Raw genomic sequence first — 16,391 nt, 5'->3', positions numbered from 1 at the left:
AGCTGAGGCTTAGTCTTGCAGGAAAGGGTTGGTTTTGCGCTCGTAACCGATGGTCGACATCGGGCCGTGACCGGGCAGGAAAGCAATATCATCACCTAATGGCAGCAGTTTGTTTTTAATCGAGTCGATCAGGGTTTGGTGATCGCCGCGGGGGAAATCGCTGCGCCCGACGCTGCCTTTAAAAATAACGTCACCAGAGACAGCCAGACGTGCTTTTTGGTTGATGAATACAATATGGCCTGGCGTATGCCCTGGGCAGTGCAATACGTCTAATAGCTCTTCACCCACGCTGACGGTATCGCCCTCTTTCAACCAAGTATCAGGGGTAAAAGCAGCGCAATGCGCTAACCCAAATCGTTGGCTTTGTAACGGCAGTGAGTCAAACAGGAATTGATCTTCACTGTCTGGACCAATGATAGGAATTTGATAATGCGCGGCAAGTTCAGCAGCGGCGCCCACGTGATCCAGATGTCCATGAGTTAACAGAATTTGGGTCAACTCAACACCTTGTGCCGCCACTTCCTGTTTGATGATGTCGGCATCACCGCCTGGATCGACCAAGGCTGCCTGATTGGTTTTACTACACCAGATAAGTGAACAGTTCTGACTGAAAGCTGTGACGGGAATAATGTGATATTTCATAAGGCTCCACGTTGGCTGATAATATCGGGTTTACCAGCCATAATTTCGCACATGACACCAGGGTCGTCCCCCTTAAGCTACCAGGTTCTGGCAGGGCCTGTATCAATGTGCACAAAGTTACTTCGCGGATAATATCCTACACCACCCATCTTCATTTTTAACGCGGCTTTGCGGATATTTGCCAATTGAACGCCTTCAATATGGAAATCCATTGCCTGACCTAAGGTGTGATAGCTATGTTTTGCGACACCATGTCCCGGCCCACGCATACTATTATTAGTCGCCAGAGTACGATAACCAGAAATAAGCTGGATAGGCTTATGTGTTCCTAGCATGACTTGCAAACGATAAAGGTGATCGAATAAATTCGGATCTATACGGGTGACTTTATCTGCGCGGTAATCTCTGAATAAATGATTTAACCTAGCCAATTCATCTTTATTATAGCCTTTACCATTAAAGAACTCGGCTTTCATGGTTTCACCCGTATTCAGATTATTAATAACCAAAACACGTGGGCGTGGTGTCGATAGTGCAGCAAATGCACTATTTGGCAACAAGGCAATTCCCATTGCAGCACCACCAAGCGTTAATAATCTGCGTCGATGTTGGTCAATTTTATTCATAAAATGTTTACTACCCGATAAATTATGGCAAAAGGAGGCACAAAAACCGTACCGGTTGAACCTTAACCGCCTTATCAAAGCGAGTCAACCCGCCGTTATAAAGCAAAACGGGTGTGGCTTGGAGCCTACACCCGTTTAATGGCCCGATATTCAGACCGCTATCAGATTAAAATTACTGCATTTATTGTAGTAAAGTTTCTGCCTGTGACAATATTTGTGCACCTGATCTCACTTGAGAATCATAATTGTAAATATCGGTACGGAATTGCGGCTTACCATCATCAGCAACCCAAGCGGTTAAATAAAACAATTTAACCGGTATACGTTGTCGAATTGGAACGAAAGTCGTATTCCCCTCCTTCAACGTGGTGGCAATACGTGAACTATTCCAACCGGAGTTCTGTAATAGCATATTGGCTAATTCAGATGCCTTATTAACTCGTACACAACCAGAACTCAGTGCCCTGACATTTCGTTGGAACAAATTATGGTTAGGCGTGTCATGTAAATAAATGGCATCAGAACTCGGCATATTAAACTTATAACGCCCCAAAGAATTCATGGCACCAGGATTTTGGCGCAGCCGATAAGGGAAACTGGCCGGTGAAACCATACTCCAGTTCACAGAAGAAGGCTCAACGACTTCTGCATCATTCCCCCAACCGGAATACATCGTAAAACCATGCTTTTGCAAATAACTGGCATCACGCATCGCTTTTGGCACGATGTCCTGACGAACCAATGAGGTCGGTACGTTCCAAGGCGGGTTGACGACAACAGTATTCAACGCACTACTCATTAGAGGGGTTTTGCGGCTTGGGCGGCCAACAATCACACGTGACGAGAGCACTTCCGCTCCATTCGAATAATACTTCAACGAATAGTTAGGAATATTGACCATAATGCCGGTGCTGACGTTGCCGGGAAGAATACGTAACCGCTGGATATTCAGTGCTAATAATGTTGCCCGTACGCGTGGAGAAGCATTCAGCCAGTCGCGAGTACGAGCACCAATAACGCCATCATCCTCAAGTCCCTGCCACTTCTGGAAACGTTTTACCGCGTCAACCAACTGTGGTGTGTATTGATTATGACTTCCTACAACGGCCGTTCCCGTTGATACTGCCAGCGAAACAACTTCTGGCGCAGGAAGCACGTCTTTCACCGATGTTGCCGCAGAATTGCCAACAGGCTGCGCGTGATTCTTATCGGACGTCTCATCAACAGCAAAATCATCCGCCTGGCTACTGCTATTCTTTTCAACGGCTTCATTGGCCGTCGCACTGTCAGGCGTGACATCAATCATGTTACCGGTACGCGCAAGGATTTCTCGCAGCGCTGGCACATCGTCACTAGACTGACCAGGCTTGATGCTCGACGTGCTCAACATCTTCGGCCAAACGCTACGATCGGCCAGCAGCGTTTTTAATGCCGCATTCATTTTGGCATATTGCGGATGCTGTGGTGCAAGCGTTGAAATATAGTGTTCGGTCGTGCCTTTACGAAGCGCAGACTGCCATTGATTGATAGCCGAAGAGGGTGGTGGCAACATTTTGTAAGGAGTAGCGCTATAAAGCCAAGTACTACCATTGGCTTCTACGCCGCTGACATATTGCAAATAGCCTAACATCGCATCTGACAACACAATATCACGCGACATACCGGTCACAGAAGGATCGGTCAGCCATTTAACCCATTGGATAAACTGGGGCTGTATGCCAGAAAGCGCCAACTCAGCCAGCTGTTGCTGGAATCCTTGCAGCGCTTTTTGGTCTTCCCACATTGGCTGCATATGATGCGCGCCATATAAAGATGCCAGCGTAGACAGATATAACGGTTTGAATCCCTTAGGCAACTCCGCCTGCAATCGGCTCAAGCTCTGTGCACCGGATAGCGGAGCATTATGAGCCGAAGCGCTTGGTACCGCGGCAATAGCGGCGGTAAAAGGAACAAAACTGCCGACCAACAACAAACTCATTATCAAGTAACTTAGAGACTGTCGACTCTTAAGTATCATTCCCTGCCTCTCTTAAATGCCCAAATTAACAAGCGGAAAATTTAAGCAAACTACGACTTAGCTAAAGTATATAGACAGAACTTTCATTTTGCTCAATGTCTGAGGAGAATTATAAGTGTCTCCAATCGACGACTGTATGTTACCGGGCTAAGGAATTAAAGGACTCTAGGAAGGATTTCACGCTTACATCGCTTAATTGAACATAAAAGAAACAAAAAAGCCGCCTCGAGGGGCGGCTTTGATTTTCTGAGTAATTTTCAAACAAAAATGAGAATTATTCGCTAAGATGCAGCGGAAGCTTCATTTTCTGAAGATAACGCCTGTTCTTGGGCAAAACCACGTAAACCAACAACGTGAACATGCTCATTATTCTGGAACACTTTTCGCACCAATTTGTAGGTGGTACCTTTTTCCGGGCTAATATTCTCAGGTGCTGCAATGATAAGCTGCATTTGTAGACGGTCGCACAGCTCAAATAGCGTAGCAATGGACTTAGCATCGAGTCGCGCAGCTTCATCAAGGAACAGTAAGCGACACGGCGATATATCTTTACCGCGCAAGCGGCTAGATTCGTCTTCCCAGCTTTGTACAACCATCACCAGAATCGACATCCCGGTACCGATCGCTTCACCTGTCGATAGCGCTCCACTCTCCGCACGTAACCAACCATCTGAACCACGATTCACTTCCACTTCCATCTCAAGATAGTTGCGGTAATCAAGCAGCTCTTCTCCGATGGTTTGTGGCGTACGTTGCCCCATATCAATCTGCGGATTGAGGCGCTGATATAGCTTGGCCAACGCTTCAGAGAAGGTCAGACGATTGCTGGTAAACAAATCCTGATGCTGCTCTTGCTGCTCCGATAATACTTCAAGCAATCCAGCATGCGCCTCACGTACATTGACATTAAGACGTACACTTTTCACCTGACCGAAAGCGACAGCCTGCAAACCTTGGTTCAACATGCGAATACGGTTCTGTTCGCGCTGAATGGTTTTGCGAATAATGTTGGCCACGCTCTTGGAGCTTATCGCCAACTGTTGCTCACGCGCGGTAAGTTCTTCGGTCAAACGCCCCAGTTCAATTTCCATTTGCTCAATGGCTTCAACCGGATCATCAGTACGAATAATGTCCTGACGGATACGTTCACGCAGATGCTGATACACCGCGATGTAAAACTGAATTTTCCGCTCCGGGCGTTTTGGGTCTTCCGACAGACGCAGTACATCGCGCAGATGTTCGTTATCAGCCACCGCTAAACGCAACGCCCCTAATGCCTTATCCGACATTGAACGCAGCTCATCACCGCCCATATAGGCCAGTTCGCGACGATGTAAACGACGCTCAACACCATTGTCTTTAACCAGACGCATCACGGCGCACCAACCGGCTTTAGCGGTAACCACTTGCTCACGGTTTTGGTGATAATCGCGCTCGAGTTTGCGCAGTTTTTTCTGCAGGTTGTCCATTTCTGCTTCACAGAAAGTAATCTGCTTTTCCAACTGATTACAGCGAGCGCGATTAGTGCTTAAGGCTTGATGCAACTCATCACGACGAGCACGAGCGCGAGCTTCGGCGTTGGCATCGGCCTGAACACCGATATCCTGCAACTCTTGGCTTAGCTCTTTGAGCATATCGCGCTTGGCTTCAAACGAACTTTTTAGTGAAGCCAGAACCTGGCTATATTGCGTGAGTTGCGTCTGATGTTGACGGAGTTGTTCACGAGCACGAGACCGTTCAGCTTCGGCATGATCCAAGCGCTGACGCAGTTTGTCGTTAAGGTCGGAGTTTTCCGTCAACATGCCAGCTGAATCGGTATAACTAAAGTGAGCACGACGCTGTACCACTTCGGTCAGGGAAAATGCCTGCTGCTTAGCCAGACGCTGCGCGTGTTGAGCCTGGGCATAATCTTCTTTCAGCTGTTCATGCTGTTCTGGGTCGCTTTGTAACACTGACACCAGCGGTTCGAGTTTGCCAAGCGATATCCCATGCTGTTGAATAAAGCGGGCAGCATCTTGCGCCTCGTCGCATTCGTCGCGAATTTCTTCAACACGATCAATCAGCGTTTCATCGCATAACAGAGCAACACGAGGCTGCAACTTATTAAGCAATGCAATAGCATCTTTAGCCTGTTCATATTGCTGGCGCTGTTGCTGGTTCTGCCCTTCATGAGCGCTCAGTCCACGTTCTAATTCGCCACGGCGGCCGTTTAAAGAACGAATATCCGCTTCAGGATCGGCATCAAAAGCTACAGCAAGATGGCTACCGATAAAACGGCTAAACGCCTGGTGAGCACGTTGAATTTTTTGCACATCAAAGGACAGCGTGGCATAGCGTTCGGAAAGGTTTTCACGCTCTTTGTGTAAAATCTCCAGGCGGTTTTCACGTGCCGCACGGCCAAATAATGGCACTTCAGGGAAATGCGAATAGCGCCATTGGCGATCTCCGGTTTTCACCAGTACCGCTTTTTGCATCTCTTCAACGGCAAATACACTGTCATCAAAGGATTGCGGATCCCCTTCGATCAGATAGAGATCTTCAGGACAATCATCCAAACCATCAAGCTGATCGCGAATAAGCGACAAATCTGGCACGACGATGGCATGACGCGATGGACCATATAATGCGGAGAAGTATGGTGCATCATCGATGGTAACATCATCGTAGATTTCAGATAGCAGCACGCCGCCAAAGCGCTCGGCCAAGGCAATCATGCGAGAATCTTCAGCGCCGCTTGGCTGACTTAAGCGGGTAATTTGCCCTTCAACTTCGCGTTTGCGTGCCGAAATTTCGTCACGTTCCACGGTCGTTTCACGCTCGCTTTCGAGCAGTTGCTGCATGTATTCTGTAACTTGCTGGCTGGTTTCCAGCGGCTCTTTACTCTGTTCGCTCAACTGGCTTAATGCTTCTTGAGCGGCAAGCCAAACCGGTGCACGTGCGGTTAACTCACGAATACGGCTTTGGATCTGTTCCAGCTCTTGACGCATTTCCATCCGGCGTTCGCTGGCCTGAGAAACGCTTGCCGAAAGCTCTTCAATTTGTACGTCAAGCTCGCGCTGTAATTCGTCCAACTCTTCTGGTTGTACATCCTGCCCCGTGCGCTTACAGAACTCTTGCAATTGACGCTCGGCATCTTGCTGTTCACGCAGGCGGCTCTCTAATTCGGCCAGGCGCATGCGCAATGGTTCAACTCGAGCAGCCTGGTGCTGCTGCGATGACCAGTCACGCAGCAATTCGCGCGCGGTCTGCCATGCTTCGCTACGGCTAACTTCGCCGGCGATTTTTACCACCAGCTGATACGCATTTTCGAATTGACTATGGGCCGCATTAGCGACACTCATTTTCTGCTCAAGTTGCAACAGGATCTCCGTTGCTTCCTGTTCACGTGCCTGGAAAGTCTCGAGCCAGGTTTCGGCGTTCCCAATGCTCAGTTCTGGTAACTGGCACAGCTCACGTGCACGTTCGATAGCATGTAAGGCTTGGCTGTACTGGATGGCGCGAGTTTGTTGTACGTCTAACGCTTGCTGATAATCGGCAAGCTGGCTTTTTAACTCATCAACTTCCAATTCCGCCGCTTCGGCGCGCGCCTCATGTTCAGCATGCAGCTCACCTGTTTCGGCAACGACTTCATTTTGCTCTTCCAAACGATAGGTCAGCTCTTCGAGGTCGGATTGATAACGTTCAATCTTTTCCTGCTGACGCAGCGCGGTCTGCACTAAATTCATGTGGTCACTGGCGGCCTGGTAATCAGTTTCCAGATCGCTTTGCGAACCGCTTTGTTCTGCCAGTTCGCGAGCCATTTCAACATGGCGGTACTGCTCACCCGCTAGCTGTTTACGGCTGGTAAACAACTCATTACGCAACACCAGCGCACCATCAAGATGAATACGACGCTCATTGGCATGACGCATGTAGTCGGCGGCAACGTAGCTGGTCGCTTCTGAAATCAGATGCTTGAATAAGTCACGGTCAGACTGAGTTACGCGGATAGCTTCCAACGTCATGCGGTTTTCACGCAGCGCCGCTTCCATATCTTGGAACGCTTTGCGTACCCCACTGTTTTCTGGCAGCAAATAGTCGCGCAGAGAACGGGTGATGGCACTCGAAATCCCACCGTAAAGCGAGGCCTCAATCAGACGATAGAACTTGCTGCGATCGGAAGCCGTGCGCAGACGACGCGGCAACACGCCCAAATCAAACATCAGCGAGTGATAATCAGTGATGGAGTTGAACTGCTTAAACTGCACGCCTTCCATCTCTTCCACTCGCTCTTTCACTTCCTGTAATGAAAGAACGCGAGCCTGACGCTCACCCACGGTTTGAGTTAAAATTTCCGTCGGCTGAATGGCAACAGGTAATCCCTGAATGGTAAAGGGTTTGATATCTACTTTACGGTCACGGCCTGCCACCTGCTGCAAACGCACGCCAAAGATGACTCGCTGATGCCGCGAGTTAACGACATCCAGGGCGGAATAACACACGCCAGCGCGCAATTTGCCGTGTAAGCCTTTATCACGAGAACCCGATGTTGCCCCTGCTTCGGTAGTATTACGGAAATGCAGCAAGGTTAAATCGGGGATCAATGCTGTCACGAAGGCAGCCATCGTCGTCGATTTACCCGCGCCGTTACCACCAGAAAGGGTCGTAACCAATGAGTCGAGATCAAAAGTACGAGCAAAGAAGCCGTTCCAGTTAACCAGCGTCAGCGAGCGATACTTACCGCGTTCAATCATTCCTGTTCATCCTCTCCAACGTCGGTGCTGTTTCCTGCCGGCTGTTCACCATCATCGCTCTCATCGCTGAGTGACAGTGAATTCTCGATAGGCATGGCTTCGCCATCACGGATCATACGTAACTGCGCTTCACGAGCGTCATCACCACTGCGCACATCTGCCCCAAAACGGAACACCGCTTCAGTAATGCGGAACTTGCTATTATCAGTGCTCATGAAGAAGACCATCCCCAGACGGCGTAGACGGTTTACCGATGTTCTCACCTTTTCTTGCAACTTTTGGCGGTCCAAATCCGAACCGGTAGAACGCTGGTTAACGAATTTCAACAGTTTGCTTTCATCAGCCAAGCTCAGCAGTTCGTCATAGACTTCTTGCTGGGTAAAGATGCCTTCATGCGCCAGGCGTTCTGGGCTGAGGTACAGATAGCAGAGAATTTTCCCAACCATCATATCCAGTTCAGAAAGTACCGAACGGGGGATAAGCGTGGTCGAACGTGGGCGCAAATAAAAGAAACCTTCCGGCGCACGCAGCAGTTCAACATGATAGCGGTTATAAAATAGCTCTAATTCTTCCTGATAATCCATCAGGAAGGCGTGGTTATCTAATTCATCGATACCGATATGGCGACCAGAACGTAACTGGCTATCAAGAGCCGGGAACAAGGAATTAGCCAACGCCTGTGCCAGCTTAGCTGGCATAATGTGTTCAATATTTGTCGATGACATGGGCCTGCACCTTGGCTCCGTAATCATTGATTGCCTGCCACTGTGCTGGCAACCCTGAAAAATCTGCTTCGGCCACACCCAGACGAACAGCCTGGTCGACCATAATTCGCGCAACATCAAAGTGGCGGGCGCGTGGATACTGTTCAAGGTAATCGCGCATAACCAAACCTAAATTGAGTGGCACCTTCTGTTGCTGATACATCTGCAAAGCCTGTTCGATCAATGCGATCAGCTGTTCTCTTATTTCACTGAATTCTTCGAATTCAAGATCCGGCGGTAACTCACCGGTCACCTCTTCGCTGCGCAGAGCCAGCTCTTCATCGCGCATATCCAACAGACGTTCAGCATTGGCGAAGGTCAGTGTCCATGGGCTATCAAAATAGTTTTGTACCGACTGACGTAGACGCTGTGCAAATACGCGGTTTTTATCCATATCAATGGCGGTACGAATAAACTTGTGCACATGGCGGTCATAGCCAATCCACAGGTCAATTGCCTGCTGGCCCCAACTCACAATACGGTCGAGTTTATTTTGTAGGTCATAAACCAGCTTATCGACAAAACCGAGCGCCGAGCTCGTGCCGTCGATAATCGCATCCTGAATACGCAATAAATTTGCCTGTAGCAAATCACCGGCTGCATTGAGCGTATCCTGTAATTCTCGTAGCGTGCCGGAGGTTTCAGACAACAATATTTCACAGCTGGAAATCGCCGCGCGCCAGTCTTTATTCAACAACGCGGCGATATCATCTTTCACGCCCTGCTGCTGTTCATCCATGATGCGCTGGGTCATATCAATACTGTCGAAAATCTCAGCCACTGAATATTTTAACGGCGCAAACACATTACGATGCCAATGTAGGTCATCGCCGCCCTCTTCAGCCGCGTCAGCCGCACGTTTTAATTCTTGTGCCACAATCGAGAGTTGCATAGACAAGCGCAGCGTTGAGAATTCCCGCTGACGAATATAATAGTCAGTAATCCCAATACCTAACGGCGTCAGGCGATAGATTGCATTACCATCCGCCAGTTCACTGACAAACCGGTTAAGCAATCTTTGTCGAACCATATCGTTGATGGCATTGTTGGCACGTACAGTGACGGTTTCATTGGTTTGCTCGAAACCTTTGCTGACGTGACGAAATGCATCAATCAGCTCCCCCTCACTCATTTCCCCATCTAATCGCTCGCCATTTAGCGTAGCAATCGCCAGAAGAAAAGCCAGCCGCTCCGTGGGCAATGAAATTGAGAAGTCATTTTTACGTGCCCAGGCGACCAGTTCGGGGACAGTCTGGGAAAATTCACTCATAAATCGTCCTTTCGATTGGGCTTGTGCGCCATCACGTGGATATAACGACCCAAACTAACAAAAGGCTCCTGTCGGCAATAACGCTGTTCCAGCGCCAGAAGCTCGTCAAAATCCTGCTTATGCTGTTGCCTGTTACGCAGATAATCGTGAAACACTCTAACACCGGTTTTTCCGACAATCTGCATTTTAAGTTGTTCAATCCACAGATAAACCTGATTAGGGTCTAGTGGATGATCGGGAAGCAACGAACTTTTTTTAATTTTAGGCAGCCCTGCGTTTACATGCCCAAAATTACCCAACACCATATGGCGCATGAGTAAGCCATTAGCATTGTAAAACATTAATGACAACGCACCGCCTGGAGCCAGGCAGTCATGCAACGCAGCCAGCGCCTGTTGCGGTTCAGCCAGCCATTCGATCACCGCATGGAACAATATCAGATCAACCGGCTGTTCCAAATGGCTAGATATATCTTGAGCCGCGCAATGGATAAACTGCATGTTTGCGCTGACGCCTTTCTCTTCTGCAGCGGCTTTCGCGCGGCGGATCATCTCACCGGAAAGATCACACAACAATACCTGATGTCCTAAAGCGGCTAATTCACAGGCCATTTGGCCTTCTCCGCCGCCGGCGTCAAGGATACGCAACGGACGCTGAGGGAGCGTAGACAGCAATTCTCGCAGATCCTGGCCAAGCACAGCCTGACGAATACGCCCTTTCGTCGTACCGTAGATATTGCGCGAGAACTTCTCGGCCATATCATCGAAGTTGCGATCCTGCATGAACACCTGCTTTAAGATTGAAAGTTGTCATACTCGTCACAATCGAGGCAACACCGATGATTTTGAGTATGTATTTGCCAACGGATAAAATTACCGCCAAGCCTGCTATTTTGGCACAGCCTGACTTAGAATAAAGCATTCCGGCGCAGAATCTCTGTCGGATGTCGTTTTTTTCACCCAAAAGGACGCAAAATCTGATGTTATTTGCTCTGAAAAAATTTATCGGCAGCCTATTGATGCCCTTGCCTCTGATATTAATTGTGATGGCAATTGCGTTGTTATTGCTATGGTTCACGCATCATCAGAAAGCAGGGAAAATCATTTTCTCTCTGAGTTGGCTATTTTTAGGCCTTTTAAGTCTGCAGCCTGTTGCAGATTGGCTATTGCGCCCCTTAGAAAACACCTATCCAACTTATCAATCGCACAGCAAAGTAGATTATATTGTGGTTTTGGGCGGTGGATATACGTTTAATCCACAGTGGGCACCAAGCTCAAATTTGATTAATAATAGCTTACCTCGCTTGGCTGAAGGTCTCAGAATCTACCGACAAAATCCAGGCGCGAAGATAATTTTCACCGGAGGAAAGAGCGCCGAAAATTCCCTAAGTAGCGCGGAGACATCAGCATTAGTCGCTGAAAGTCTGGGTGTTCCGGCAGACGATATTATTACTCTGGATAAACCGAAAGATACGCGTCAGGAAGCGCAGCAAGTGGCATTACGCATCGGCAAACAACCCTTTGTCTTAGTCACTTCGGCCAGCCATTTACCAAGAGCGATGATATTTTTCGAACAACAGGGATTACATCCCTTGCCCGCACCAGCCAACCAACTCGCTATCGATTCGCCGCTAAATTCATGGGAAAAAATAACGCCGCAATCTCTTTATTTATCGCATAGCGAACGGGCTTGGTATGAAACACTCGGCCGGCTTTGGCAATGGATGCTTCCCGCCCCCAAGCCTGAAGAATAGACTACTCTAGCCAAGGTAAAAGTTGGTGACGTGCATGATCAAATTGCTCGCGCTCCAATTTACCGGTGTGGATGAGATGAGAGATCGCCTCCCACATCAGATATAGCCAGCGCCGGGCCATAAACGACTCACTAACCGGCGCTTTTTGCAAATAGCTAAACAGTAATTGTTCGCTCATACCACTTTCCCAAAGGCGGAAAAGCTCAAATTCTCGCGGCGCCCAAAGTACGGTGCCAGGATTGATCATCGCCAGTAATTGGTCGCTGCGCGAATCTTTAAGTAAACACCGCAGTGAGAGATTGCCATGAACCAAAACGGCACTATCGTTAAAATCGGTAAACAATGCTCCCAGAGCAGCACGAGAACGGTAAAGTACTGTTTTATCTTCTGATGACAGCAGGTGATGGTTAAGATTAATCACCGTCGACCATAGCACCTCAATACGTTGGCTATACCAGTTCGCCCAGCCGTTTTCCTGCATGCTATCAACTGTACCAACCACACCATGGCTATCGATTCGATGCCAGGCCAATAAAGACTCGACGATTTGATCCATAAGCAATGCCCAGCGTTCAGGCGTTCGAGCAGGAGCTTCCGCACTCACTCCCCTCATGCGCTCAATAAGAAGAATTTCTTTATAGGGTGCCTGATGCGAAGTGACCACGCCATAAACTGTCGGCAGACGAACATAACCATCGCGAGCCAACATCGAAAGCTTATAGGCTTCTTGGGCGGCAATACCCGTGCACGTAAAGCTTTTAGCAAGTAGCGGCATCGCATAACCTTGCTCATCATACAGGGCAAATAAATGGGCATAAGGTTGTTCACTCACGCGCTCTAGCCGAGAAAGCCTTTCGCCCAGCACAATGCTCAACTCTGTTTTTAGCTGTTCCATAAAGAAAACTCCCTGACCCCAAATTAGGTCTATCATGGAACCATCGAGTCGCAATTTCTCCGTTTTAGATCAAAGAAAAATAGATAAAGAGTTGCAGATTTGCCGTATAGAGTTTGGAAGCAGAAAAGAAAAACGGAATGCTTAAAAGGCATTCCGTTAATAATATCGACCGAAATTGATAATGGTTAGTTGTCTGTATTATTTGCAAAGATAGCGCGAACACGTGCCAGATCTTCTGGCGTATCGACGCCAACAGATGGGATGGCCTTAGCAACCGCCACGTGGATTTTCTCGCCGTACCATAGTACGCGCAGCTGCTCCAGAAGCTCAATTTGCTCAAGCACACTCGGCTCCCAGGTGACATAACGGCGCACAAACCCAGCGCGATAAGCATAAATGCCGATATGGCGCAGGAAGCAATCGCCAACCTGATCTTTTGATTTGGCAAAACGCTCACGTTCCCACGGGATAGTCGCACGTGAGAAATAAAGCGCATAACCTTGAGCATCCATTACGACTTTGACGGCATTAGGGTTAAATGCTTCTTCAGCGCTCTCTATCGGCACTGCTAATGTTGCCATGCCGGCATCACAAGATGCCAGATTCTCAGCCACTTGACGAACGATAACTGCCGGGATAAGTGGCTCATCGCCTTGAACATTGACGATAATATCGTCATCAGCAAAACCATAGCGCTCGATAACTTCCGCCAAACGCTCTGTACCCGACTGATGATCGGCACGAGTTAAGCAGACTTCTCCACCAGCAGCCTCAACGGCGGCAACAACATCGGCATGATCGGTCGCGACAATAACGCGGTCCGCACCCGATTCAAGGGCGCGTTCCATGACATGAATGATCATAGGTTTGCCGTTGATATCCGCCAGAGGTTTGCCTGGCAGCCGGCTGGAAGCAAAACGTGCAGGAATGATGGCAATGAAACTCATGGATGTATCTCGTCAGCCGACAGAGAACGAGCTTCAACTTCTAACAAAACCGGAATGCCATCACGGACCGGATAAGCCAGACCGTCAACCTTGCATACCAGCTCTTGAGATTCTTTATTAAAATAAAGTTTTCCGGTGCAAACCGGACAAGCGACGATTTCTAGTAAACGATGATCCATTTTTCCTCCCGAAGGACACTAATCTGCAAAGTAGCCATTTTTGCCAGCCGCCCATTTACGGTCAGCTGCACTATGGTGGCAGAGAATAGCACAACACAAACATCGCCGTTAGCTATCCCCTTATCAATCAGCTAATAACCAACCAGCTCCCCAGTGCACCGCTAGCGCAGCGGGCACATTGCCGATGGTAATCTGTTTAGCATTATGCCAGCGGGCAAAACGAGTGATAGCACCCGTTATATCTTTAATTTGCCTTGAGCTGGGCATAACATTTGGTTGGAGGTAAAGGCTTTTTATTTCCAGCACGCCCTGCTTGCGGTGCATTTTTACATCGGTTCTGCCTATTAACTCACCCCGAAGTAAAATAGGTAAGGTAAAGTAACCGTACTGACGCTTGGCTTCTGGCGTATAACATTCTAAACGGTAATCGAAATCAAACAGTGATAAGGCACGACGTCTATCCCATACTACGGGATCAAACGGAGAAAGCAGCGTTGTAACATTGCTGGTCAATTTGCCTTGCTGAGCATTATCTAGCATAGAATAGAGGCTATTATGCAAATACATCGGCCCTTCAATACCTTCCACATTCACGGCCATGACTTCACCAGCGTCTAGCCATCGGGTCAGAATAGCCTGAGGTTTCACACCTTTCAGACGATAATAATCCGCAAGCCACTCGGCTTTAAAAATCCCTAATGCACGAGCTGAACGTTGTAGCATGATTGTTTGCGCATCTTGCTGATTCAGACTATCCCTCTCATCGTTCCAGTACGGAAGTATCCGTTGTCGGAGATCGTAGACCCGTTGGAAGTTTTTCCGTTCGCGAACCATCAGCTCACCAGCCGTAAACAACATTTCCAAATGCTTCTTATGCGGTTTCCAATTCCACCACCCATTTCCTTGGCGTGCCGGTGCTTTAAAATCAGCCGATCTTACCGGGCCATTTTTTTCAATAAAGGCAACGAGTTCGTTGAGATCCTGCTGATAGTCATCTACCCATGACTGAGAATATTTCCATCCCATATTAGTGGGATCCAGCATACGATGACGAAACAAAGAATATTGTTCGATTGGAATAAAACAAGCTTCATGCGCCCAATACTCAAAGAGCTGTCCATTTGCCAAAGCGCCATCAAGCCATGTCAAAGGGTACTGTCCTAACCGGCTAAACAGAACTAAATAGGGGCTACGTGCGACAACGCTGATGGTGTCGATTTGTAGCAAACCCATGGCCTGAATGCAGGTGAGTACATCGTCAGGTTTTGCAGTTTTTTTGGCAGTCTGTTGAAGTTGCTGAGCAGCAAGATGTAGCACTCGTGCAGAGGTCAGGGATAGAAGCGGGAGAGACATATCGATACCCGTAAATAATAAAGTTGATGACATAGAAGAGTACAATTAAAGCATCATCAAACTTAAATCTATGGATATCGACAAGTTATTTTAACCTGCTAGCAATGTTGCTTTTTGCAGGTTGGGGAACAACATCAAACCTTAGAACGCAATCACATCTGCAGCTGCAGGGCCGTGTACCGCGCTATTGTATACGGTAAACTCTACGCTTTGACCGGCATTAAGAGATTTATTACGTGTATTCGCAATAGAATTACGATTAACGTAAATCTCACTAGAGCCATCAAGAGGAGAAATAAATCCATAACCCTTAGCTTGATTGAACCATTTTACTAAACCCATTTTTAACATCATATTTAAAATCCTTTACTTTGGGCATCCATGAACGCTTTTTATTATTGTTCGGATGCGAGAGCCCATACTAAAGTTGTCTTTATCAAAAACCTCTTATGAGCAGATTAACCTAGCCACATAATGTGACTATCTATTTTTTAGTGATAAACAAAGATAATTCTTATCTTTAAGCCACATAACAACAGCTTTCATTTTCGCTCTTGCCAGATGACTGCCACATTCTGAACAAAGCACGCTCAGATTATCGTAAAAAATCTAAATTAACATTGGCTGTTCTACCAATACTTTTAACTTATGTATTACGATGACAAAATGCACGACTCTACTTTTACCACTTATATCCGTTATATTTGATGTTGCCTCTGCGTTGGCTGCAGTGACTTACCCGAATCGCTGACCACAGTAAGCTCATCGAGATGCACTCCTTTGCCGTCCTGATGCAACTCCAATTATTTTGGATATATTGCTAAGTTAGATTAAAACTGTCGTTTTAATTAAATTTAAAAACCGATCCATATTCTTAATAATATCTGCAGATATTATTAACCTTGTCATAAGACAACGTAGATATTAGATTGTTCAAAAATATTACTTATGAGCGGTGCTTTGGAAGGTTCTTCTTTGAAGCGGAATCAGATGACTATCTAGATAACGTTTGGGAGAACAACTTAACTCGTACATAAATAGCGTTGTATCACAACGCTGACTGCATTTACTCATGTTATGTAGTAAATAGCAAGAAATAAAATGCATTTTTTTAAACGATTTTTGATGGTGGTATTTTTTATATAAAAATCAATAAAATGAGATATCAAAAAATTCAAATACATCACGTAAGAAACACAACGCTAGCCAAGA

At 47.4% G+C, this 16,391-nt stretch carries 13 protein-coding genes; 1 reads left to right on the top strand and 12 read right to left on the bottom strand.

The annotated features are described in order from the left end of the window. Positions 1-9: 9 nt before the first annotated feature. The 7 genes from ACL9RG_RS05855 to cmoM all read right to left on the bottom strand — a co-directional run bounded on the left by ACL9RG_RS05855 (position 10) and on the right by cmoM (position 10,834). The gene (locus ACL9RG_RS05855) at positions 10-642 is read right to left on the bottom strand and encodes an MBL fold metallo-hydrolase (RefSeq protein ID WP_422791667.1); all 633 of its coding nucleotides are present in this window, start codon (positions 640-642) and stop codon (positions 10-12) included. 77 nt (positions 643-719) lie between these two features. Next, complete coding sequence (locus tag ACL9RG_RS05850; RefSeq protein ID WP_422791666.1) at positions 720-1,268, bottom strand: DUF882 domain-containing protein; 549 nt, start codon at positions 1,266-1,268, stop codon at positions 720-722. A gap of 181 nt (positions 1,269-1,449) precedes the next feature. Beyond that, positions 1,450-3,285 (bottom strand): L,D-transpeptidase, encoded by a 1,836-nt coding sequence (gene ldtD / locus ACL9RG_RS05845; RefSeq protein ID WP_422791665.1) that lies wholly within the window; start codon positions 3,283-3,285, stop codon positions 1,450-1,452. Positions 3,286-3,566: 281 nt separating this feature from the next. Continuing rightward, a complete protein-coding gene (gene mukB / locus ACL9RG_RS05840) occupies positions 3,567-8,018 on the bottom strand; it encodes a chromosome partition protein MukB (protein ID WP_422791664.1) in 4,452 nt (1,483 codons plus the stop codon). Continuing rightward, complete coding sequence (gene mukE, locus ACL9RG_RS05835) at positions 8,015-8,743, bottom strand: chromosome partition protein MukE (RefSeq protein ID WP_422791663.1); 729 nt, start codon at positions 8,741-8,743, stop codon at positions 8,015-8,017. The genes mukB and mukE overlap by 4 nt, the downstream gene beginning before the upstream one ends. Continuing rightward, the gene (gene mukF / locus ACL9RG_RS05830) at positions 8,724-10,052 is read right to left on the bottom strand and encodes a chromosome partition protein MukF (RefSeq protein ID WP_422791662.1); all 1,329 of its coding nucleotides are present in this window, start codon (positions 10,050-10,052) and stop codon (positions 8,724-8,726) included. The genes mukE and mukF overlap by 20 nt, the downstream gene beginning before the upstream one ends. Further along, positions 10,049-10,834: a tRNA uridine 5-oxyacetic acid(34) methyltransferase CmoM gene (cmoM, locus tag ACL9RG_RS05825; protein WP_422791661.1), complete on the bottom strand. Its 786-nt coding sequence runs from the start codon at positions 10,832-10,834 to the stop codon at positions 10,049-10,051. The genes mukF and cmoM overlap by 4 nt, the downstream gene beginning before the upstream one ends. A gap of 197 nt (positions 10,835-11,031) precedes the next feature. Between cmoM and elyC the strand changes: the two genes are divergently transcribed. After that, positions 11,032-11,805: an envelope biogenesis factor ElyC gene (gene elyC, locus ACL9RG_RS05820; RefSeq protein WP_422791660.1), complete on the top strand. Its 774-nt coding sequence runs from the start codon at positions 11,032-11,034 to the stop codon at positions 11,803-11,805. A 1-nt stretch (position 11,806) separates the two neighbouring features. On the opposite strand, the gene ACL9RG_RS05815 is transcribed toward elyC, so the two are convergent. The 5 genes from ACL9RG_RS05815 to ACL9RG_RS05795 all read right to left on the bottom strand — a co-directional run bounded on the left by ACL9RG_RS05815 (position 11,807) and on the right by ACL9RG_RS05795 (position 15,533). Continuing rightward, entirely contained in the window at positions 11,807-12,700 is an 894-nt protein-coding gene (locus ACL9RG_RS05815; RefSeq protein ID WP_422791659.1) for a YcbJ family phosphotransferase, read from the bottom strand. Between the two features lie 185 nt (positions 12,701-12,885). After that, the gene (gene kdsB, locus ACL9RG_RS05810) at positions 12,886-13,647 is read right to left on the bottom strand and encodes a 3-deoxy-manno-octulosonate cytidylyltransferase (RefSeq protein ID WP_422791658.1); all 762 of its coding nucleotides are present in this window, start codon (positions 13,645-13,647) and stop codon (positions 12,886-12,888) included. Continuing rightward, entirely contained in the window at positions 13,644-13,826 is a 183-nt protein-coding gene (locus ACL9RG_RS05805; RefSeq protein ID WP_422791657.1) for a Trm112 family protein, read from the bottom strand. Before ACL9RG_RS05805 ends, kdsB begins: the two co-directional genes overlap by 4 nt. A gap of 123 nt (positions 13,827-13,949) precedes the next feature. Continuing rightward, positions 13,950-15,179, bottom strand: a complete 1,230-nt coding sequence (locus ACL9RG_RS05800; RefSeq protein WP_422791656.1) for a winged helix-turn-helix domain-containing protein — start codon at positions 15,177-15,179, stop codon at positions 13,950-13,952. Between the two features lie 141 nt (positions 15,180-15,320). Continuing rightward, positions 15,321-15,533: a cold-shock protein gene (locus ACL9RG_RS05795; RefSeq protein ID WP_422791655.1), complete on the bottom strand. Its 213-nt coding sequence runs from the start codon at positions 15,531-15,533 to the stop codon at positions 15,321-15,323. Positions 15,534-16,391 lie beyond the last annotated feature (858 nt).

This window comes from Rouxiella sp. Mn2063 (genome assembly GCF_049319665.1).
GTDB lineage: Bacteria > Pseudomonadota > Gammaproteobacteria > Enterobacterales > Enterobacteriaceae > JBMOUD01.
The sequence above is the reverse complement of the archived record's forward strand: the minus strand, read 5'-3'. Positions and strand labels throughout refer to the sequence as shown.

Coding starts and splice junctions, on each gene's coding strand:
- ACL9RG_RS05855 (WP_422791667.1), bottom strand. CDS start 642: ATGAAATATCACATTATTCCCGTCACAGCTTTCAGTCAGAACTGTTCA.
- ACL9RG_RS05850 (WP_422791666.1), bottom strand. CDS start 1,268: ATGAATAAAATTGACCAACATCGACGCAGATTATTAACGCTTGGTGGT.
- ldtD (WP_422791665.1), bottom strand. CDS start 3,285: ATGATACTTAAGAGTCGACAGTCTCTAAGTTACTTGATAATGAGTTTG.
- mukB (WP_422791664.1), bottom strand. CDS start 8,018: ATGATTGAACGCGGTAAGTATCGCTCGCTGACGCTGGTTAACTGGAAC.
- mukE (WP_422791663.1), bottom strand. CDS start 8,743: ATGTCATCGACAAATATTGAACACATTATGCCAGCTAAGCTGGCACAG.
- mukF (WP_422791662.1), bottom strand. CDS start 10,052: ATGAGTGAATTTTCCCAGACTGTCCCCGAACTGGTCGCCTGGGCACGT.
- cmoM (WP_422791661.1), bottom strand. CDS start 10,834: ATGCAGGATCGCAACTTCGATGATATGGCCGAGAAGTTCTCGCGCAAT.
- elyC (WP_422791660.1), top strand. CDS start 11,032: ATGTTATTTGCTCTGAAAAAATTTATCGGCAGCCTATTGATGCCCTTG.
- ACL9RG_RS05815 (WP_422791659.1), bottom strand. CDS start 12,700: ATGGAACAGCTAAAAACAGAGTTGAGCATTGTGCTGGGCGAAAGGCTT.
- kdsB (WP_422791658.1), bottom strand. CDS start 13,647: ATGAGTTTCATTGCCATCATTCCTGCACGTTTTGCTTCCAGCCGGCTG.
- ACL9RG_RS05805 (WP_422791657.1), bottom strand. CDS start 13,826: ATGGATCATCGTTTACTAGAAATCGTCGCTTGTCCGGTTTGCACCGGA.
- ACL9RG_RS05800 (WP_422791656.1), bottom strand. CDS start 15,179: ATGTCTCTCCCGCTTCTATCCCTGACCTCTGCACGAGTGCTACATCTT.
- ACL9RG_RS05795 (WP_422791655.1), bottom strand. CDS start 15,533: ATGATGTTAAAAATGGGTTTAGTAAAATGGTTCAATCAAGCTAAGGGT.